The sequence below is a fragment of the Permianibacter fluminis genome (assembly GCF_013179735.1).
Taxonomy (GTDB): domain Bacteria; phylum Pseudomonadota; class Gammaproteobacteria; order Enterobacterales; family Permianibacteraceae; genus Permianibacter; species Permianibacter fluminis.
In genome coordinates this window covers 745,911-767,517 of sequence record NZ_JABMEG010000001.1, presented here as the reverse complement: position 1 = coordinate 767,517, position 21,607 = coordinate 745,911, and the positions used below count along the sequence as shown (strand labels likewise).

At 59.0% G+C, this 21,607-nt stretch carries 13 protein-coding genes; 3 read left to right on the top strand and 10 right to left on the bottom strand.

Features of this window, described 5'->3' with window-relative positions; genetic code table 11:
• Nucleotides 1-227: 227 nt before the first annotated feature.
• A complete protein-coding gene (locus HPT27_RS03320; protein WP_172238918.1) occupies nt 228-749 on the top strand; it encodes a DUF3016 domain-containing protein in 522 nt (173 codons plus the stop codon).
• 120 nt (nt 750-869) lie between these two features.
• Here the strand turns inward: HPT27_RS03320 and mnmG are convergent, their stop codons facing one another.
• Nucleotides 870-2,759, bottom strand: coding sequence for a tRNA uridine-5-carboxymethylaminomethyl(34) synthesis enzyme MnmG (gene mnmG, locus HPT27_RS03315; protein WP_172238915.1), 1,890 nt, complete (start codon nt 2,757-2,759; stop codon nt 870-872).
• A 260-nt stretch (nt 2,760-3,019) separates the two neighbouring features.
• Here mnmG and HPT27_RS03310 point away from each other — a divergent pair, with 260 nt between their 5' ends.
• Both HPT27_RS03310 and HPT27_RS03305 read left to right on the top strand, forming a co-directional pair.
• The gene (locus HPT27_RS03310) at nt 3,020-3,346 is read left to right on the top strand and encodes a hypothetical protein (protein ID WP_172238912.1); all 327 of its coding nucleotides are present in this window, start codon (nt 3,020-3,022) and stop codon (nt 3,344-3,346) included.
• A 5-nt stretch (nt 3,347-3,351) separates the two neighbouring features.
• Nucleotides 3,352-5,892 (top strand): immune inhibitor A domain-containing protein, encoded by a 2,541-nt coding sequence (locus HPT27_RS03305; protein WP_172238909.1) that lies wholly within the window; start codon nt 3,352-3,354, stop codon nt 5,890-5,892.
• 80 nt (nt 5,893-5,972) lie between these two features.
• Here the strand turns inward: HPT27_RS03305 and pbpC are convergent, their stop codons facing one another.
• The 9 genes from pbpC to mnmE form a co-directional block, all read right to left on the bottom strand.
• Nucleotides 5,973-8,273, bottom strand: coding sequence for a penicillin-binding protein 1C (gene pbpC / locus HPT27_RS03300; protein ID WP_407951132.1), 2,301 nt, complete (start codon nt 8,271-8,273; stop codon nt 5,973-5,975).
• 100 nt (nt 8,274-8,373) lie between these two features.
• Nucleotides 8,374-14,298, bottom strand: a complete 5,925-nt coding sequence (locus HPT27_RS03295; RefSeq protein WP_172238906.1) for an alpha-2-macroglobulin — start codon at nt 14,296-14,298, stop codon at nt 8,374-8,376.
• A gap of 217 nt (nt 14,299-14,515) precedes the next feature.
• A complete protein-coding gene (locus HPT27_RS03290; RefSeq protein ID WP_172238904.1) occupies nt 14,516-15,493 on the bottom strand; it encodes an FHA domain-containing protein in 978 nt (325 codons plus the stop codon).
• Entirely contained in the window at nt 15,478-16,761 is a 1,284-nt protein-coding gene (locus HPT27_RS03285) for a S1 family peptidase (RefSeq protein WP_172238901.1), read from the bottom strand. Before HPT27_RS03285 ends, HPT27_RS03290 begins: the two co-directional genes overlap by 16 nt.
• 103 nt (nt 16,762-16,864) lie before the next feature.
• The gene (locus tag HPT27_RS03280) at nt 16,865-18,202 is read right to left on the bottom strand and encodes a DUF945 family protein (RefSeq protein ID WP_172238898.1); all 1,338 of its coding nucleotides are present in this window, start codon (nt 18,200-18,202) and stop codon (nt 16,865-16,867) included.
• 163 nt (nt 18,203-18,365) lie between these two features.
• Complete coding sequence (locus HPT27_RS03275) at nt 18,366-19,220, bottom strand: EamA family transporter (RefSeq protein ID WP_172238895.1); 855 nt, start codon at nt 19,218-19,220, stop codon at nt 18,366-18,368.
• Nucleotides 19,221-19,278: 58 nt separating this feature from the next.
• Complete coding sequence (locus tag HPT27_RS03270; RefSeq protein WP_172238892.1) at nt 19,279-19,650, bottom strand: response regulator; 372 nt, start codon at nt 19,648-19,650, stop codon at nt 19,279-19,281.
• 166 nt (nt 19,651-19,816) lie between these two features.
• Complete coding sequence (locus HPT27_RS03265) at nt 19,817-20,185, bottom strand: response regulator (RefSeq protein WP_172238889.1); 369 nt, start codon at nt 20,183-20,185, stop codon at nt 19,817-19,819.
• 32 nt (nt 20,186-20,217) lie between these two features.
• Nucleotides 20,218-21,582, bottom strand: coding sequence for a tRNA uridine-5-carboxymethylaminomethyl(34) synthesis GTPase MnmE (mnmE, locus tag HPT27_RS03260; RefSeq protein WP_172238886.1), 1,365 nt, complete (start codon nt 21,580-21,582; stop codon nt 20,218-20,220).
• Nucleotides 21,583-21,607 lie beyond the last annotated feature (25 nt).

The window sequence follows — 21,607 nt, the reverse complement described above, 5'->3', positions numbered from 1 at the left end:
GGGCAGGGCAATGTGCCAGCCTGAGTCAGGGTTTGCCGAGGGCTGTTTTGCGCCACTGCGGTACGACCAACCAACAGGAACCGTCCTGATCGTTACAGGACTAAGGCTTAGGCGTATGGTTGGCCTGTTGTATTCACCCTATTGTATTCGCCCCGTTGTGTCGGCCCTGATGTATAGGCGTTGTGTTGACCTTGTGTTGGTCTGGTCTGGAAACCGGAGGTCTCGTCATGAAATCCCGTTCACGCGTTGTTATTACCGCCGGCTTGCTCAGTGCCTTTGCCGCAGCGGCCGTTGCCGAAACCGACAGCAGTGCCGGGCCGGTCAAGGTGGTTTTTCAGGCGCCGGAAAAATTCACTGACGTCAAGGAGCGGCAATTCAAAACCGCGCCGGAGAAGAACGCCAATCTCAGCGAGTTGAAGAAGTGGCTGGAGAAGCGCGCGACCCGACAACTACCGGCCGGTCAGCGACTGGAGATCGCCATCAATGACATCGATCTGGCTGGCGCTTTCGAACCCTGGAACGCCCCGGCGATGCAAGACATCCGCATCGTCAAGGATATGTATCCGCCGCGGATGAAGCTGCACTTTCAGTTGTTCGGTGCCGATGGCAGCGTGCTCAAGGAAGGCAATCGCGATTTGCGCAATCTGGGTTTCATGATGGAGAGCGGCAACATCGGCCGTGATGCGCTGGAGCATGACAAGGGCTTGCTCGAGGATTGGCTGAAAAAGGAATTTCCGACCGAGCAATGAATCGTCTGATTATTTGCAAAACGCATTGCCAATCGACTTGGCAAACGCTTTGACAAACTTGAGACAAAACAAAAGGGCCGCAAACGCGGCCCTTTTGTTTTACTCGTCAGCCGTAAGCCATCAGGCCGATGCCTTCAGCAAATTGCCTTTTTTCAGATGCACCAGAAGCAGCGAAATCGCTGCCGGCGTGATGCCGGCAATGCGCGAGGCCTGGCCAACCGTTTCCGGTTTGATGCGATTCAGCTTCTGCATCACTTCCGCCGAAAGACCGGTTACGGTGCTGTAATCCAGGGTCAGTGGCAGCTTGGTGTTTTCGTAGCGCTGGGCGCTTTCGATTTCTTCCGCTTGCCGACTGATATAACCGGCGTATTTGACCTGGATTTCCACTTGCTCGGCGACCAGCGGGTCCATCCCTGCCACCGCCAGATCCGGCGCTGCGGTCAACCTGGCGTAATCGAGTTCCGGCCGGCGCAACAGCTCTTCCAGCCGGTATTCCCGGGTCAACGGCTTTTCGAAATGCTGATTCAGATGCGCGGCTTGTTCGGAATTCGGCTGGACAAACGTGCGGTGCAGCCGGTCATGCTCGGCGCTGATCGCATCGCGCTTGCGGCAATAGGCATCCCAGTGCGCATCCGGAATCAGTCCCAGCTCGCGGCCTTTTTCGGTCAGCCGCAGATCAGCGTTGTCTTCACGCAACAGCAAGCGATACTCGGCACGCGAAGTGAACATGCGGTACGGCTCTTGGGTGCCGTTGGTGGTGAGATCGTCAACCAACACGCCAATATAGGCTTCGTCACGGCGCGGCGCCCACGCCGCCTTCTCTTGCGCGCGCAGCGCCGCGTTGACACCGGCCAGCAAACCTTGTGCGGCCGCTTCTTCATAACCGGTGGTGCCGTTGATCTGGCCGGCAAAAAAAAGCCCCGACACGTGCTTGGTTTCCAGCGTGGTCTTCAGTTCGCGCGGGTCGAAGTAATCGTATTCGATGGCATAGCCGGGCCGCAGGATGTAGGCGTTTTCGAAACCGGTGATCGAATGGACGATTTCCATTTGCACATCAAACGGCAGCGAAGTCGAGATACCGTTTGGGTAGACCTCGTTGGTGGTCAGGCCTTCCGGCTCGATAAAGATCTGGTGCGTTTCCTTGTCGGCAAAACGGACAATCTTGTCTTCGATGCTCGGACAATAACGCGGCCCGATGCCTTCGATCTTGCCGCTGTACATCGGCGAGCGGTGCAAGTTCTTGCGGATCACGTCCGCAGTTTTTTCGGTGGTGTGGGTAATCCAGCAGCTGATCTGGGGCGGCTGGTCAGCCCGTGAGCCGAGGAAGGAAAACACCGGGGTCGGGTTGTCGCCCGGCTGCTCTTGCAGACCGGCGTAATTGATCGAGCGGCCATCGATGCGCGGCGGCGTGCCGGTTTTCAACCGGCCATAACGAAACGGCAGCTCGCGCAGTCGGTTGGCCAGACCAATCGACGGCGCATCGCCGGCGCGACCGCCGGCATAATTCTGTTCGCCGATGTGAATCAGCCCCTGCAGGAAGGTACCGACCGTCAGCACAACCTGACGGGCTTTGAAGGTCAGACCCATCTTGGTCACGACACCAGTGACCTGATCACCGTCCAGCAACAGGTCCTCAACCGGCTGCTGGAACAGCCACAGGTTCGGCTGGTTTTCCAGCGTCGTGCGGATGAACGCCTTATATAGCAGGCGGTCGGCCTGGGCGCGGGTCGCCCGCACGGCGGGGCCTTTCGAGGCATTCAGGGTCCGGAACTGGATGCCGGCGCGATCGGCGCCACGCGCCATGATGCCGCCAAGGGCATCGATTTCCTTGACCAGATGGCCCTTGCCGATGCCGCCGATGGCCGGGTTGCAGCTCATCGCACCCAGCGTCTCGATGCTATGGCTCAGCAACAGCGTCGGCACGCCCATCCGGGCCGCAGCCAAGGCGGCTTCGGTGCCGGCATGGCCACCACCGACGACGATAACGGCAAATTCCTGCGGAAAAATCATGGGTTTAGCGGCAAGGACCAGAACGGGGCGCGCATTGTACCGGCGGACCGGGCGCTGGTCAAAAAATGGGCAGCCGGATCGCTCACTTGTCGAATTCCGCACAGCGCCGAGGGGACAAACTGCGTTGAGATCAGGCCCATCGGCAGGCGCAAGCCTGTACAAATATGTATCGAAGCGTTGGCAAGGCTACAAACCGAGACGGAATGGCCGTAAGGTCGGTGATAGGCTCCAGCGCTCAATTAACACCCGAGGAGGGCTCCATGACCTCGTTGTCCGACGTGTTACCCCGTACGCCGCTTGTCCGTGCCTTGCTTCCGGCCCTGCTTGCCAGCAGCCTGATGGCATGCGCCGCCGAACCAGCCGCGACGGACTCGCTAGCCACACCGCCAAAATCTGGCACGCCAACGACACCAGCCATCAAATGCAGCGCGCCACCACCGGTCCGCGATATCTGGGCGCTGGAGCCGATGCTGCGCAAAGACGGCCTGATCACGGCCGAGATGAGCCGGGAACAAAAAGAACAAGTCATTCGCGAATACATTCGCCAGAAAAACCAAACCTATCTGAACTGCAAAGAGAAGAAGTGAACCTCATGAAACTGAACAAGCCTTCGCTGTTGGCACTGGCTGTCGCCAGCGCCATGACACTGGCCACTGGCACCGTCGCCGCAAAGCCGCTGCACCACAACACCACGCCGAAAGATCCGGCGCTGGTAAACAAAGATCGCATCCTGTATTGGGCAGAGAAGCGCGGCGAACTGCCAGCCAATGCCAGCGCCGAACAGAAGCAGCAACTGCTGCAGAAATATATCGCCATGGCCAGTAAGCATGCCGACCTGTTGCCGGCCCCCATCGCCAAACGCAACACAAACGTTAACAGCAAGCAAAAGCTGGCCGGCGAGAAGACGGTCAAGGTGCTGGCGGTGCTGATCGATTTTCCGGATCGCCGTTACAACAACAACGGCCTGAGTCGCACTGATACTGACATGTTTTATGCCGACTACAATGTCGCACACTACCGCAACCTGATGTTCTCCACCACCGGTTACGCCGGCCCAAGTGGTCAGACGCTGCAGACAGCACATCAGTATTACAAAAGTGAATCGGGTGATTCGCTGCTCTATACCGGTGACGTGTTTGGCTGGGTGACTGCCGATAACAATGCCGCATACTATGGCGGGAATGTCGGCCCCAGTAATGATGACGCCCATGCCCAGCAGCTGGTGATGGAAGCTGTCAACAAAGCCGTCGCTGCCAACAGCATCAATCTGGCCGATTACGACGTTGAGGATCAGTACGACCTTAACGATAACGGTATTCTGGATGAGCCGGATGGCATCATCGATCACATCCAGGTATTCCATTCCAGCGTCGGCGAAGAGGCCGGTGGCGGCGTGCTGGATGACGATGCAATCTGGTCCCATCGCTACTATGTCGCTGATGCGCCGGTAACCATTACCGGTACCAGCGGCGCGTACAAGATGTATGGCTACACCATTCAACCGATCGATGCTGCAACCGGCGTTGTCGCGCACGAATTCGGCCACGATCTCGGTTTGCCGGACGAATATGAAACCGACCCGAATACCGATATCGACAACTTTGGCGAGCCAATTGGGTTCTGGTCCATTATGTCTGGCGGCAGTTGGGCTGGCGGACTGCCTGGGTCGAAACCGAGCGGATTCAGTCCCTACGCTCGCGATTATTTTCAAGAAACCTATGGCGGCAACTGGATCAATCAGACCGTACTTGATTTGAGCACTCTGCAAAGCAGTCTCAGCAGCATTGATCTGGTCGATGCCATCAACCACAGCAGTAGTGTGAACCAGGTTAAAATCATGCTGCCGGGACCGCAGCAGACGTTGTTTGCACCACATGCTGGCGCATTCCAGTTTCATTCCGGCAAAGGCGACATGCTTGATAACAGCATGTCATTCTCGGTCACCGTGCCGAACAGCAATGATGCGCAGCTGGCGTTTTACGCCAAGTGGAATATCGAACCCGATTACGACTATGCCCGTGTGCTGATCAACGGCTCCGCTATCGCCGGTACTGATACCGTCAATACGGTAAACCCGGAGCACAGCGGCATTCAGTATTACCTGACGGGCGATCACAGCTCTGCCTGGCAGCAGCAGGTTTTCCCGCTGGCTGCCTACAAGGGCCAGACCGTCATCGTCACCGTCGAGTACGTCACCGACCAGTCGGCCGGCGATTTCGGTATCGCCATCGATGATCTGCTGGTTACGGGTGGCGGCAGCACCGCTTTCACCGCCGACGCAGAGGCGGTAAACGGCGCGATCACGTTCGATGGTTTTGCTCGCGTTGGTGCCAACTATGAAGGCGCCCAGCCAAATTATTACGTCCAACTGCGCAGCCATCGTGATCTTGATGCCGGCCTCAAAGATGAGGGCTACGACCACGGTGTCGTGATGTGGTATGCCGATCCGAACTACGGCGACAACAATGTCAGCCGGCATCCGGGCCATGGCTTCCTCGGCGTTGTCGATGCCGACCAAACGTTGGTCAAATCTGGCAGTGCAAACGCCGATACCAGCACCCAGATCCGCGACGCTGCGTTCCGCCGGATGAACCAGATGGTGAAATCGGGTGACAACAATCTGGCCGCTATCTTCGGTTTCGATGATCGCTACGACTACAGCAGCGCTGGCTCACCGCAATCGGGTCTGGTCCTGCCGGAACACAAGCTCGTGATGACCGTTACTGAACAAGCCGCTGACAGCAGCAGTGCCCGCATCGTGCTGAACGCCGATCCGGCCGCCGCCGAACTGACGGCCGGCATCAGCCGCAGTATCGACAAGCTGGCGGTCAACTTTACCGGTACCGCCGGCGGTGGTGTCGGTGCGCTGACCTATCTTTGGAGCTTTGGTGACAGCAGCAGCGCAACCACCCTAGCAGCCAGCCACACCTACGCGAGCGCCGGTACCTACACCGTGTCGTTGACGGTGACTGATAGCCGCGGCATCGCCAAGGTGGTAACGGACAGCATCACCGTCAGCGCGTCGAGTTCTGGCGGTAACGGTAACGGTGGCGGTGGTGGAGGCGGTGGCGGTAGTTTCGCTGTCGGCGCCTTGCTGCTGCTGGCCGGTGTGCGCAAACTGCGGCGCAAATAAGCTGGGCCGTTGTTGCGGTTCAGACGCCTGAAAAACAAACCCGCCGATTGGCGGGTTTGTTTTTGTCGGCACAAATTCAGTCACGGCACCAAGTCGGCATCAATCGCCCGACTGCTGCTTCGGCCTCGGTCGTCAGTCGCGGTGATTTGATAATGGCCGGTCGCCGTCGGGCGCCAGCCGAGCGCGGTGCCGGGGTTGCTGCGGCCAACAAAATCATTGTTGATAAACCAGAACACGGTTTTTGCGTCCGCTGCCGTAGCCGCATTGAGTGCCAGCATTTCTTCCGGGTGCGATTGCCGCAAGGTGTAACGCAAACCGATGTAAGGCGAGGTAATGCGTGGCATGTCATTGGCAGCAATGGGCAGGTCGCCATGACAATCCGCAGGGGTTGGCGGCGGTCGTCGGGGCAGTCCTGCCTGGCGGAACAGATGCGCCAGATCAGAGGGCCAGAATTCGAACACCTCTTCTTTGGCATTGGCGCCATAAGGTGGACAGATCGCTTTGCCGGTGCGCGGATCAATCCATACCGGCCGATGCAAGTTGCTGACGCGAATCGGTGACTTTCCGGGAATGAACCAACCGGATTCAATTTTCGGGCACCAGCGATTCGGCAAATCACCGGATGCCGAACAGATATCGACCTTGGTCAATGCAGGTGGCAGTGGCCGCACTGGTTCTGGCTGATTGCTGAGCAGCGGTAGTGCATCCGCAATCCGTAACCACAGCGGTGCAGCAGTTTCTATGCCGACCAGCGCGGGATTGCCTTCGCCATCGAAGTTGCCCAGCCATACCACCAACACGTACGGTCCAACGACGCCAGCAGTCCAGGCATCACGAAAGCCCCACGACGTGCCGGTCTTCCACGCTGTAAACCATTGCCGGGCATTTTTTTTTGCTGCCGCATCCGGACGGGTATTGGCACTCATCATATCCAGTGTCAACCAACTCGCCTCCGGCGAAATCAAGCGCGTACCCGGAGCGATGCCGGCGTCACGCCGATAGCGTAGCGGCTTCAACTCGCCGCCATTGGCCAGCATCACATAGAGCTGGGCCAATTCTTCCATGGTGACTTCACCACCACCGAGCACCAGCGCCAGCCCATAGTGCGAACGCGGCTGCAACGCCGAAACGCCAGCTGCTCGCAGCAGTTCATACAAGTCAGGTTGCTTGATTTGGGTCGCGAGCCATACCGCCGGAATGTTTCGACTGCGGTTGAGCGCATCGCGCGCCGACAGCGGTCCGGCAAAACGACCATCGAAATTTTCCGGCGTGAATGGACCGAACGCGGTGGGCGCATCTTTGAGCATGGACAGCGGATGTATGACGCCCTGATCCAGCGCCAGCGCATAGATGAATGGCTTCAGTGTCGAACCAGGTGAGCGCTTGGCCAGCGCGCCGTTTACCTGACCGGCGATGTCATCGTCAAAGTAGTCAGCTGAGCCAACCATGGCTTTCACACTTTGGTCCCGCCAATCGACCAGCATGGCGACAGCATTGCGGATGCCACGACTGCGTTGCTGGGCCAGGTGGCTTCGGATCTGCCGTTCCAACAGGCGTTGCAGTGGCAAATCCAGTGTGCTGAGAAGGCGTTCGCCGGGCGCTGCTTGCGGCAGCAATTGCTCAACCAGATGCGGCGCAAGAAATGGCAGTTTCTGGCGGTCGCGGCCAAGTATGTCAAAGTCGCTGTCTGGCAGACTTTGCCTGTTTTCTGGATGTTGATGTCGCCAGCGCGCCAGCAAGCGATCGCGCGCACCGACCAGCGACTGACCGCGCGCCGGTCGCAGATTGGGCTGCTGGGGAATCACTGCCAAGGTCATCGCTTCGGCAATGGTCAATTCCGCCGGCTGCTTGTTGAAGTAAATCAAACTGGCGGCGCCAATGCCCTGAATGTTGCCACCGAACGGTGCGTAGTTGAGGTAGGCCTCCAGCAACTCTTTTTTGGAATAGCGCGCCTCCAGCCAGATGGCCAATGCGCTCTGTTTGAGCTTGCCAAGCGGTGACTTGGTATCCAACCGATAGAGCAATCGCGCCAACTGCATCGTCAACGTCGAGCCACCCTGACGGACATCGCTGAGATAGGTCGACCAGGCACCGCGCAACAGGCTGATGGGATTCACGCCGGGATGCCAATAAAACCATTGGTCCTCTTGCAGCAACATCGCCTCGACAAAGATCGGCGCGATTTGCTCCCGTGCTGTCCACAACCGAAATTGCTGATCGCTGGCCAGGGTCAGTCGCAACAGCGAGCCATCTGCCGCCAGGATAGTCTTGGATTGTGGGGCAAAACTGGCCAGCGATGGCTTGGGATAGAGTCGCAGTGCGATCAGTACCAGCAGCAGCAGTAGCAACCAGCCAGATGCCCGCCAGATCAGATCACGGATCGAGCGTGGTCGTTGCGGAAGTTTAAGGATCACGGTCGACACGGACGCGAAATTCGATACGGCCAGCGATTGGAGTCGCTGGCCGTATCGAGTGAGTGGATCACGGTTTTACAATCTCAAGCTTGCTGACCTTGCCGATTGCATACATCGCGCGGTCATACATGCCCTCGGCATACGGCGCCGGCACCTGGAAGGTTCCAGGATTCACCGCCCGAACCCGATACTTCATGGTGATGACGTCGCGACCACTCAGGTTGCCGTACAGCACTACCCGGTCGTCACGAACATCCGCGTATTGCAGGCGCCAACCGCGATCGGCCGTCACACCTAGCGGAGACTCCCAGACACTGTCGGAATAGTCACTGTCGCCATCACCCTCATAGTCACCTTCATAGCCATTGTCCTGATCTGCAGCCTCATCGCAACTCTCGTCGGCACAACCATACGTTTGCTGTGCTTGCGATGCCCGAACCACCGGCACCGGCTCCAGACCACCCGGCAGCAAATCAACAAAGGCGATTTGTGGCGACTCGTCGTACGCGGTCCCACGCAGCCGCAACCGGACAAAGAATTCGTCGCCAACTTTCACGCTGGTCAGTATTTTGTCGTTGGCGTCGACAAAGTCGCGCTGCACTTCGAGGCCTTTGCTGATGGGCTCGGGACTGACCCGATCAAACCCGGTTTCCGCCAAGACATAGAATGCGCGACCTTTGCCGCTGCGATTGAGCTGCAATGACTTCGCTTCCGGAGCGATCAGCACACGCGCCAACGAACCGCTCTTCAGGGGCAACACCTTGCTCTTGCCGGCCTTGTCGATCTCCGCCATCGATAGCACACCGATCTGGGCCGTACTGGCGACATGATACTGATCCAGCGCCAGCAGCAGCAGACCGGCAGACAGCGAATGGAAACGCTGATCGGTCAACTGCTTGCCCAAGGCATCGCCAAGATTGTCCGGTACGGTATTCAGCCGTTCCGGAAAGTGTCGTGCCAGCAAATGCAAATGCACCGCGTCGTGAACCAACGGATCATAGTAAACGGTATCACCCGCCTTCCATTCGCTGGTGGTTTGCCATGGCACCTCTTTCATCAGTCGCCAGGCCAGCTCATCCTGTTTCAGCAACCGGTACGACGCAGCGAGGTAAGCCGCAGTCAGGTCATGCGGCCATTGGTCCTTGTAGCGTTCATTCAGATCCGATTTGAGTGCGCTGATTTGCGCGGCCGGATTAATCCCTTGGCGGGCCAACAAGTAAATGCCGTATGCACGTTGCCGCGCACCATAGAGACCACTGCTGGTCTTGCCGCTGAGATGCTGCACAAACGACATGGCATTGCGCAGCATGTCGTCCGGCACCTCTTCACCCCGGTCCTTGGCTTCGATCAGGAACTGACTGACATGCAGACTGGCGTACTCATCAACCACGGGGTTGGCCGCCCACATGCCAAAACCACCGGCATCGTTCTGCCGTGAACGCAGGGTCCGCAATGCCGAATCGATATCACCGCCGCCGCTGATTTCACCCAGCTCCGGATAACGCTTCAGGATCAGCGCCGGAATGGCCTGGCTGGTAATTTGTTCGGTACAGGAATACGGATAGCCGGCAAGGTAAGCGCGCAGACCCTGAGCCCAGATGAGCGGCGAGGGCGCCAAGCCGGCATTGACGTCACGGAACTCACTGAACAGATCGCGCGTTACGGCCACGCTGGCCTTGTCATCATCAAAACTGCCGGTCCGGAGTACCGTGCGGTACGGAGTGGCCGGTCGCACGCTGATGCTGTCGGTGATTTTCGCGCGTGCGTCTCCCGACTCCGCTTCAAACCGGATCGCCGCCGAGCCGAGTGTTTCGGTCAGCTTGACCCGGTATTCCGCCACTTGCTCCTGACCTTCACCGATGTTGAGCGTGACGTTGGCTTCGCCCAGTACGCTGAGGCCCTTGTCGGTAACCGCACGCACCTTGATCGCTTGCTGACCTTTTCCTTTCAGGTTGTTGTATACGCCGAGCGTAACGACCAGCTCATCGCCAGGTGCAGCGGCCATCGGCACGTTCGGATTCAGGATCAGGTCGCCTTGAACTTCGGTTCCATCCTCATAAACCGCCACCTTGCTGGCCGTCGCGATAACGGTATAAACCCTCAGCTTGCCGTTGAAGGAATCCGGGACCGTGTAATCAAAGCTGTTGTCACCCGCAGCAACATCGCGAACCCCGGACCACCAGGCAACCGGCGGCTGGCGTTTCTTTTTGAACGGATTGAGCTGCTGGCGCAACAGCTCTTCGGCGTCACCACCGGCCGCTGCCGCCTGCATCAGACGCTCAAACTCCGGCAGGATCAAATCCAGAATCTGACTGGTCTGAACCTGTAGCCGGCGCTTCTGGAAGAAGAAACCAAGCGGATCAGGGGTCTGGAACTTGGCGACTTGCAAAATACCTTCATCGACCGCGATCACCGCAGCCCGCGCCGGCTCACCCGTCGCCAACTGAAACGTGATCGTTTCACCCGGCTTGACCCGCTTCGGCACCGTCAGGTTCGCCGTTTGCCGACGTGCGGCCAAATTGACCGTGAAGGGCACGACACCGTAGGAGAGCGGGCTGGTATAGACCTCATCGGACGCCATGTCGCGGACAAACTGGACGTTGAGATAGGCGGTGCCTTCGAGATCTTTCGGCACCGTAATGCGCTGCACGGAACTGCTGGTACTGGCCTGGAACCATTGATGTGCCAACACCTTGTCGCGCTCAATGGTGATCAGACCGGCACCGGTATAGGGCGCCCGAATATTGAGTTCAATCGTTTCGCCCGGCTCGTATTCGGTCTTGTTCAATGACAGCTGCAGTTCGGCATTGCGCTCCAGCGAGCGACTCAGATTGGCGGCGCCACTGACCGAATAGTCGAGTCGGGCGACCGTTTCACCGGCACCGTTGCGCAGCACATAACTGAAATCGCCCGGCTGATCCGTTGCCAACGCGAGCTTCAAGCCCTCTTTGCCAAGCTTGCTCGGTTTGCTGTCGCGGATGGTTTCCTTCAGCCGTGAAACGTAGCGGTAGGTGCCGTTGTCCTGCTTGGCCAGCACCGAGACATAACGCCGCTCAACCCATTCCAGAACCAGCTCACTGGCAGCGGTGGCTTGCAAACTCTGGTCAATGGCCAACCAATGCGAATTGCGCTCGCTGCCACGACTGATGTAGTTCAGCGCACCATCGGCTTTCACTCCAACCAAATAGGAAGCCGATGACACCAGCACACTGGCCTGAGCATTGACGCTGCGGCCCGAACCCGGCTCAAACGCCCGTGTCAGCAGATGCAGACGATAACTGGCTTTGTCGAAACGTTTCAGATTCAGATCAAAACTTGCTTCGCCCTTGTCGTCGGTGGTGGCCGAAGTCAGTGTTTCTGTCACCGGCGCTTGCAGTGGCTTGGCCGGATCACGAAATTCGTAGTCCGGATATTTGCTGAAACTGCTGATGCCCCCGCTAAGCGTCAATTCGGCATCAACACGGGCGCCACCGGCAGGATTGCCAAACAAATGCATGACCTGAACTGCCGCCTGCACCTGCTCGGGCTTCAACCAACCATCAACCGATTGCGGCGCCAAGGTGGCGTGCACTTTCAGCCGGTCCGGTTCAAATTCCCGCAACGTGAAGTTGGCACCACCAATACGATCGCGACGATTCTGGTCGCGTATCAAAGAAATATTGAACTGATATTCGCCGGTCAGAGAGCTGTCACGAGAGACGAAATCGAGGCCCTCGAATCCAGCGCGCGACAGTGCCATGCGGCTGCGCTGGACCAGCAAGCCACGCGGGTCTATGACATCGATCTCCACCGGCATGCCGGTCAGATCTCCCTGCCAATCTGCGGTTCGTACCACGTACATCAGGTGCGCCGTTTCTCCCGGTCGATAAAGATTGCGGTCGGTGAAGGCATAAGCGGACAACTGCTGGCCGGACGACGCGTTCTCGATGCCTCCGATATCAAAGCGGGAAAAATCCAGTTGGCGATCGTAGCGATTGAGCGGCAGGAATGACGTGTCGTCCTCTTTGGTGACCACAAACATCAGCGGCGTCTTCTCCCGGCGCCAACGTTCCTGCATGGCAATACTGGCATGACCGCTGCTGTCGGTGGTGTCACTGACCACCGGCTGACCATTGGTCCCAACCAAATCGACGCGGGCACCTTCCACCGGTCGACCGGTAGCTATCGACATGACGAACAACTCGTAATTGCCGTTCATCACCCGTTTCGCCACAACACCCAGATCGGTAACGACGATCAAGCGGCCATCGCCGCCGCCTTCATAAGTTTCCCGATTGGGGTCTTCACCTTTTTCGGCCTGCCGAATACGCAGCACGAAAATGCCGCGCTTGCGACCCTCTTTGGTGTAGAGGTATTTGTCGAGATCGATGCTCTGAATATGCGCCTTGGTCGGGTCGTTACCCGGTACCGGCTGAACGTCTGCAAACCGTTCCACCAGCCGATCAAAGCGATAATCTTCGATATAGGGCCGGGCGTAATCATTGTGGTGTTCGGCAATCATGTGATGCAGCTGATTCGGCAACAACCGGCCAATTTCATAGCGAACTGCACCCAGGCCTCGTGAGACATAGGCGATTTTTTTAGCGCCCGCGGCTGTCAGTAACGAGCCTTCCGACATCAGCTTCAGCACCGTCGGATAGCGCTCCACCTGGAACAGATGGGCGGTTGGCTTGATCGCTTCATAGCCACCAAAAGCCTGTACCCCTTCCGGAACGAGCACGTACACCATCCGGCCCACCGGTGCTGAAAAGGTCATGCCATGTTGTTCGTTATGTTCGAGCTCGCCAGTCTGATAGCTCAGTGGCAATGTTTGCGATTTTTTTAGAATAGCCTCAGTGACTTCGCTTTGACTCCAGCGATAAGGACTGTTGCGATTGCCGTTGTAGTTGTCAGGAAACTCCGGCAACAACCAAGCCTTGATTTTGCCGGTCAGCGCATTTTCGGCAACCGGTGCCGAGCTGGCAAAATTCAATAGCTGTATCGGTTCAAAGCGCTCGTTGTCGACAATCGCCATGTCAAAATTGTTGAATCGCAACGACCCGCGTCCGGGCACCATCACGCGCGTTTCGAGCGGATCTTCCGTCGCGTTGCCACCGCGCTCTGCAGCGACCCCTTTTGCAAGCAGCAACCGGAGTGCCAAGTCTTCCCGTGGTATGGACAGTGCAGCTGTATGCACATAAGCATGCAGCTTCTCTTTGTCATAAGTGACGGTAAGCTCGGGCTGATTGCTATTCAGGAATTTGAGTCCATCCGCCAGCTTCAGCTCCAGTCGCTTTTCAAACGACGTCGTATCAACCGGATGACTGAAGCTGAATGTAGCAACCATTTTCTTCAGTTGCGGGTCGACCGGGTCCTGATAGAACTCGCTGTTTTGCAATTCTGCGCGGAACGGCTTGGTATGAAAGTGCGTCTCATACTCGCTGAGCAAGACATTGGCAGCCAACAAGCCGGTTTTGGCGAATTGAATTTCATATTCCTGGTCGATGGGCCAGTCCGCTTTCGGCACAAAGCGCAGCTGCCGGTCCGTTACCCAGCGCCATTCTCCGTCGACTTTTGGTGACAACGTGAGACCTTGACTGACCGTCTTGTCGATCTGCTCCAGCGGCGCGACCGAATCGTCAAAATTGATCAGCACATCATCGATGTGCCATTGCTCGTCAGCGAAGTAGGTCAGATACGGCGCGTCCACCTGGTAACCGATGGTCACCGGCTTCGGTCGATGTTGGTACCAGTCCCAGAGTTGCCAGCCGCCGATAAAGACTGCCGCAAACAAGCCCACTGCCAAGGCCATTTGCCGGGGCCGGCTTCTGCACCAAAACCAGGCGTCGCTGATGGCATCAGCTGCCGGCGCGAACCAGGCCGGCCGCTGCCAGCTGACGCTGCCAAACAGCGCCGCCGCAATCCGCGACAGCGTGAGCCAGCAAAATTGAAGCAACCAGACAATGGCTTGGAAAATGAGGAGAAAGGGCGAGAACAACGACGACCAGCGCATGATCGATCCACTACCTTGTGGTTTCGGGAAATGGCGGTCATTTAGCCATAGAAGAATGCCACTGCCTAGCAGGTCGTCCGACCTGGACCAGGAAAATTTTCCGGCGATGGTGCGATGTGTCGCAATGCCACCAAGCGACCCTCTGCGTCACAGGTTACTTGCTCGGTCGCGCGGTCACGCGCGTTGAAAGCGCGGCGCGCTGGATGGCACCGATCGATCATTTTCCGTTGTTGCTGACGTCCATTTGGTTGGCGTCGCTGAGCTCGGTCGATACCGTCTCGAGAAAACCCGGCAGCGACAAGGTGTCATCCTGCCGCACGTCCTGCGCCTGCAATTGCAAATGCAATGCCGGCTGGGCGCGGAAGTCCGGCGTGCGGACGATGCCTTGCACCCAGAACAGCGCCAGCAGTGGCCAGGCGATGGCGATGGCGGTGACGATGGAGCGTTCGCGGGTCAGGTTGCTGAAGGCGCGCAGTTGCCAGGCAAACAGCGCGGTGAATACGGTGGCGCCAAGCATCAAGTTGAGCACGGCGGCGGCTTCATTGCTGCTGTAGAAATAGCTGACCCGTTGCAACAACTCGATGGCCAGTTGGCCGGCAATGAAACCGACGCAGGCGATGGTCAATTGCAAACCAAACTGCCAGCGATGCAGCAGTAAGCGGCTGATGAAACCGGTGAGCACCGCGGTCATCAGCGGCGCCAGCATTTCCGGTGCCTGATTGAGCAGCACGGCGCGCAACGTCAGCGGCTCGACTTGGTGGGTGACTGCCATCAGCACTTCATTCAAGAACAGCAGCGCCAGCAGCGCCAAGGCAAACGGTAAGCGTTCGACCAGCGCGAGCGAGCCGGGCACTGCTTGCGGTCGCCGCGCCGGCGCGACGACGGTGTCAGGCTTCAGCACCCGGATCTGGGTGTGGCCGAGTTGCAGTGTGGCCGGCAGCGAAAGATCTTCCGGAACAAAACCCAGTTTGCGATGACCGAGCCGGCTGCCATTTTCATGCGACAGATTGCGGGCGCGAATACCGCCATCGGTGCCTTGTTCCAGTTGCAGGTGATCAGCGGACACGGTGTCGTCGGCCAGGATCAGATCATTGTCGTAACCACGACCGATCCGGTAGGGCAAGTGGCGAACGCGCCGGTACTGCGGCTGGCCACGGCCGCGCGAGACAATCTCGAGGATCAGCGTGGTTGCCATTGGAACTGCTCCAGAAAGTGTTGCAACAGCTTCATGCCGTTATCGAGCGACACCGATGACAAGTCCAGCGTGAACAGCAAGCCTTCGCGATCGTGGCCGGTCATCGCCATCAGCACCATGAAATCGGTCAGGCCCGGATAGCGCTTGTAAGGCCGGGCACAAATATTGGCTTTGAATGATTGCCCCGACACTTCGACAAAATGCACGCTGCAGCTGAAGTTGCCGACATCGGTTTCATCGGCGTAGGACTGGAACTGGCTGTTGTGCCGCTTCTGGTATTCGCGATAGAACGCCCGCGGGCTGAGCTTGTCGGATTCCAGCCAGAAAAACTGGTAACCGACATTGCCGGCATTTTGCCGCTGGGACAGGAACACGTCGTCCTGACCGCTGCAGTTGGTTTCGATTTCCAGATACGGTTTTTTCTCGGTCGCCGGATCGGTGCGGCCCCAGCAATCCAACCGTGAGGAAATTTCGCCCGGCACGCTGAATTTGCCGACCTGCTGCTTCGGCCACGGGTGATTCAGGAAATCGGCAAACAGCTGGGCCTGATTGGCGACCAGCTGCTCGCCAATCCGCTGTTGCAGATCCGCATCGACCGCAAAATCGCGCTCGCTGGCGCGCTGGACCAGCGCATCGAGAAAATGCGCTGGCACCAGAAAGCCAACGCCTTCACTGGCGGTCGCGACATTGATGCCGACCACCCGGCCCTGGCCATCAAGCGCCGGGCCGCCGCTCATGCCGGGATTGATGTTGCCGCTGAAATGGATTTTGTCGTACAGCGACTTTTCCAGCAGGCCGTTGGCGCTGCCGGGCACGATGGCCAGATCGAGGCCGAGCGGATGTCCCATCGAATACAGCGCAGTGCCTTTTTGCGGCAGCGTAGTAGTTTGGTGTGGCGTGCCGAGGTTTTGCTCGGCTTTCAACAAGGCCAGATCGTGAATGACATCGACCGCGATGATCGCCAGCGGTCCGCGCGAACCGTCGACGCCTTGCCATTCCAGCCGATAGCGCTCGGGTTCGTGGACGGCATCGGAGACGACATGAAAGTTGCTGGCCAGCACATCGCCGCGCGCCATGACAAAGCCGGTGCCAAGCGAACTTTTCTTGTCGGTGCCGGGCGAGATGACTTCGATGCGATAAACCGAATTCTTGTGCGTTGCATACAGCTGCTGGGCCAGATCATCGGCCTGTACCGGCAGCGCGAATGCCGCGACCGCGGCAAGCAACAAACCGCACAATCGCGGCATACGGAAAAGCAGTTTGGCCATGAGTACTTCCTTGCCACGGTTACCGCAACAGCCCGTCATTCAAAACCTTGGCGCTGACCGCGCGGGAGCTCGCGGTCAGCTGGTTTCAGCAAATGGCTGCCAATCAAATACTGGATTCGTCTTCCGCCAACTCTTCACTGTCATCCATGGTCGCGTCGCTGTCGTCAGCGGTGCTGCTGTCTGACGCATACGGCAAACCATTGACGGTGATCTGGCCGGCGCGCACTTTCACGACCAGCGCATCTTGCTGACCGGACTGCTCCATCAAGGCGATCAGCTCGGCAGGCGCCCACGCTGCCAACAAGGGCTGCGCTGCTTTGAGATTCAGATCGATTTCGGTTTGCTGGAACAGCGCGCTCGGATCACTGACCGGCGCGTTGGCGTCGGCAACCGGCATTCTGGCCAGCAGGTTCAGCTGCAGCGGCTGACCTTGCACGGTCGCGGTCAGCGGCTCGATTTTCAGTTCGGCGCCGTGCTGGAACAGCGCCATCAGATCGCCGAACATGTTTTGCAGTTGCTCCGGCGTCATGTTGGCGCCGTTGTGCTTGTCGAGATTTTGCAGCGCCGAAACCGACAGCTTGTTGATCTCCAGATGCATGCTGCCGTCCTTGACCATTTCCTGGCCGATGAAATTGACGCCGGCCAGCTTCATGTCTACAGCGCTATTCACTTGTTCGCCGCTCGGATCGAGCCCTTGCTTGGCACTCAGCTGCAATTGGGTCAGGGTGAATGCGTCCATCTCGCCTTGCTTGGCGCTGACTTTGCCGAGGTGATAATCGCCGGAACCAATCTGCAAATTCTGGCTGTAATACGTGCCTGCCCAGTGGAAACCCATGTCGGCCATTTCCAGCGTGCCGGTTTCGTTGCTGAAATGCAGGCCGGGCCAGGTCAGATCGGCAACCATCGCCTTGTCAGACGGATCGTAATCCACTTGCAGCTCACCGCGTTGCAGCGCCAGTGTGCCGGTCGACAGTTGCAAGTCGCCTTCGGCGATCCGCAATTGCGTGTGGGTCGCGCCGGTAAAACCGATGCGGCTGATCAAACGCACGCGCTCATCGGCCAGAATGGTTTTGAAATCCTGCGGCCATTCCGGCTGGGCATGCAGCTGAGTTTTGACGCCGAACGCCGCCGGCCGGAACGCAAACGCGCTGTCCCACAGAATCGGACCATGCACGACGGTGAACGGCTGCTCGAACAGCACCGGACTGTCGCTACCGGTCAGCGCGCTGTCGGCGCCAAGCAAGCGGATGCGCAGCGCACCGTGCGAGCGAAACAGTCCGCGCTCGTAGTTGGCCAATTCCAGTTTGATTGCCGGGTTGGTCTGCATGCTGGCCAACTGTTGCTGCAGCGCCTGTTCGGCGCGCAGCCCGCAATACCACGCGCTCGCGCTCAAGGTAACAACCACCGCGGCGGCGGCCGCAACCGGAATCCATTTCTTCATTGCCTGACTGCTCCTGATGATGGCGATTGGCGCGCGCTGACGCAGGTACGGCAGCGGCAGCTGAGCGGCGGATTCTAGCAGGCGGCGGCCGGCGCTGTTGCGCGGCGGCCAAGTGATATTTTTCGCCGCCGGGCGACGCGTTCGCGCGCCGCACCGGCGATTTTCAGCCGGCTTTCAGACTGAGCAGTGCCGCCGCGACCACCAGCGCGGTCGCCATCGCGATGGCCAGTGTCAGCGGCTCGCCGGTGACCAGCAGCAGCAGGGTCGTCGACAGCACCGGCGTCGCATAAGACAGCACCCCGACCTGGCGCGGGTCGGCCTGTTTCATCGCCCGATCCCAGAGCACAAACGCCAGACCCATCGGTCCGAAACCCAGTACCAGCAACAAGGTCAGCAGGCGGACGGCATCGTGGCTGCTGATCACCGCCGCTGGTTCCAGCACGGCATGACTCAACAATGACGCCAGCCCGGCAGCCAGGGCAAAACCGCCGACCGCCCAACTGGAAAACGGCGGCAACCGGCGCAGCAACTGCGAATAGCTGGCCCAGATGATGGCCGCCAATAGCGCCAACAGATAGCCAAGCGGCGCGCCGTCGGTGCCGGTCGCGGAGGGGCGGCTCAGGATGGCGACGGCGGCGCCGGCAAAACCGAGCAGGGCCGCCAGCAGCGAATAACGGCCGAGCCGCAGCCGACGATCAAACAGCGGCGACAACAGCACGATCAACAGGGGCCACAAATAATTGATCAGGTTGGCGCTGACCGGCGGCGCCCAGCGCAGCGCCAAAAACAACAACAGGTGATAGCCGAACAGGGCGCTGCTGCCGAGCAGGAAGGTCGGCCACGGCACTCGCCATTGCCGCCAGTGCGGCAGACTGACCAGCGCTCCGATGAGCAGCGCGGAACCGGTCAACAACAACGGCGGCAACGCCGACAACTGACTGACCAGCGCCGCCAAGGACGACCACAGCAAAATGGCGCCGGCCGCCGCCAGCAAACCGGATTTGCCGCCAGCGTTCACGGTCGCGTCCAATCCGGGTTGATGGCGACGACTTGATACCGCAGCAGCATGAAGGTTTTCATGCGGCAAACCAGTCGGCGGTCGCCTGTTTCAGCGCTTCGAAGCTGACGGGCTTTTGCAGAAATTGCGCCTGATCCGGCAGGCTGCCGAAGCGCTGCAAGCGGACGCGGCTGTAGGAAGTCAGCACCAGCACATGCGGATTGCTGGTCAGCAGCGGCAACAACGCATGGAGAAAACTGAGCCCGTCGGTCTGCGGCATCATGACGTCGGTGATGATGGCATCCGGCTGAAACTCCGGCGCCATGGTCAGGGCATTGAAGCCGTCGGGGACGATTTGCAGCAGCGCATCGGGAAACAGGCTGGTCACCATATCGCTCAACAGCAACTGGTGGATCGGGTCGTCTTCGACCAACAGGATTCGTTTTGCCACTCGGCGACCTTTCTTGTTTTTGTAACGCACCAGCTCTGGCAACGTGCTGGTTCTTGTAAAGCGCTTGTTGTGACAAAACCGGGCTTGCCGCAGCAGGCGCTGCGACGAGCCTGAAACTTTGCGACGGTCAACGCCAGCCTTGCCGTTTTTTACCTGCTGACGGCGATCAAAACCAGTCGGCGATGGCCGCGCTGAGCTGCTCCGGCGTGATCGGTTTCTGCAGAAACTGCGCCTGCGCTGGCAGTGGTCCAACCCGCTGCAATTGCTGCCGGTCAAACGCGGTCAGCACCAGTACTTTCGGCTGGGGCGTCAACGTTGGTAACAGCGCGTGCAGAAAACTCAGGCCATTGGCTTGCGGCAGCCCGACATCGGAAATGATGGCGTCGGGCCGGAATGGCGTCGCCATCGCGAGCGCATTGTAGCCGTCGGGCGCCGCCAGAATCTGCGCCGACGGAAACAGGGCCGCGATCATGATTTTCAGCGCCTGCAGCTGATCCGGATCATCTTCTACCAACAGGATTCGGTTGATGGTCATCGTGCCCTCCGTGGTGCGGTCAACTACCGGGTTTATTTTCCGATGCAAAATGAACTGAAAATGCGGCCGAGCAAATCGTCGGCACTGAATTCGCCGGTGATACTGTTCAATTGCTGCTGCGCCAAGCGCAGATCTTCGGCCAGCAATTCGCCGGCACGAAAATCCCGTAGTTGCTGCGCGCCATGTTGGATCAATGCTTGCGCCTGTTCGAGCGCATCAAGATGACGACGGCGCGCCATGAACAGGCCTTCGGCCGGTGCGGTCAGACCCGCCAGTTGTTTCAGGCGCTCACGCAGCATCGTCATGCCGGCACCGGTTTGTGCGGACAACGCGATGACCTGTGCTCCATGTTCGGGATGAATGCCAACGCGTTCGCCACTGAGATCGCTTTTGTTGTGCAGCACGGTGATCTTGTCGCGGCTGACCGGTAGCGGTGAGGCGAGCGGCCATAGTTTTTCCGGATCGGTTTCCCGGCTGTCGCTGCTGTCGACGACCAACAGCAAGGCATCGGCGTCGCGCATTTCGCGCTGCGCGCGCTCGATGCCGATTTGTTCGACCGGATCGGCACTGTCGCGCAAACCGGCGGTGTCGATTAAATGAATCGGCAGACCATCAACCGTGATCAATTCCCGCAACACATCGCGAGTGGTGCCGGCAATCGCGGTGACGATGGCCGCGTCGCGGCCGGACAACGCGTTCAGCAATGAGGATTTGCCGGCGTTCGGTTTGCCGGCAATCACCACTTTGATGCCTTCGCGCAGCACCTGACCCTGACGCGAGGCATTGAGCAATTCGGCCAGATCGGTTTGCAATTGCTGAACATCGCTGGCGACTTTACCGTCGGACAGAAAATCGATTTCCTCTTCCGGAAAATCGATCGCGGCTTCGACATAAATGCGCAGCCGAATCAAGGCTTCGACCAGTGCGTGCACGCGCGCGGAAAATTCGCCGCTGAGCGAGCGCATCGCCAATCGCGCAGCAGTTTCGGAACTGGCGTCGATCAGATCGGCGATGGCTTCGGCCTGGGCCAGATCGAGTTTGTCATTGAGAAAGGCGCGTTCGGAAAACTCGCCGGGCCGGGCAACCCGGGCACCGAGCTGGAGGCAGCGCCGTAGCAAGCGGTCCAGCACCACCGGACCACCGTGGCCCTGCAGTTCCAGCACGGGTTCGCCGGTAAAGGATTTCGGCGCGGCAAAATACAACGCCAGACCATCATCGATGGCGCTGCCGTCGGCATCGCGAAAATGAGCCCGGGTCGCCAGCCGGACCGGCGGCAGCTTGCCGAGCAGGGCTTCGGCCATCGCCGGCACCAGCGCGCCAGAAACGCGGACAACGCCGACCCCGGCACGGCCGGCCGCGGTGGCTATCGCTGCAATGGTGTCGGTGCTGGCTTTCATGGCGACTCGCGGTCGGCGGGTTTCA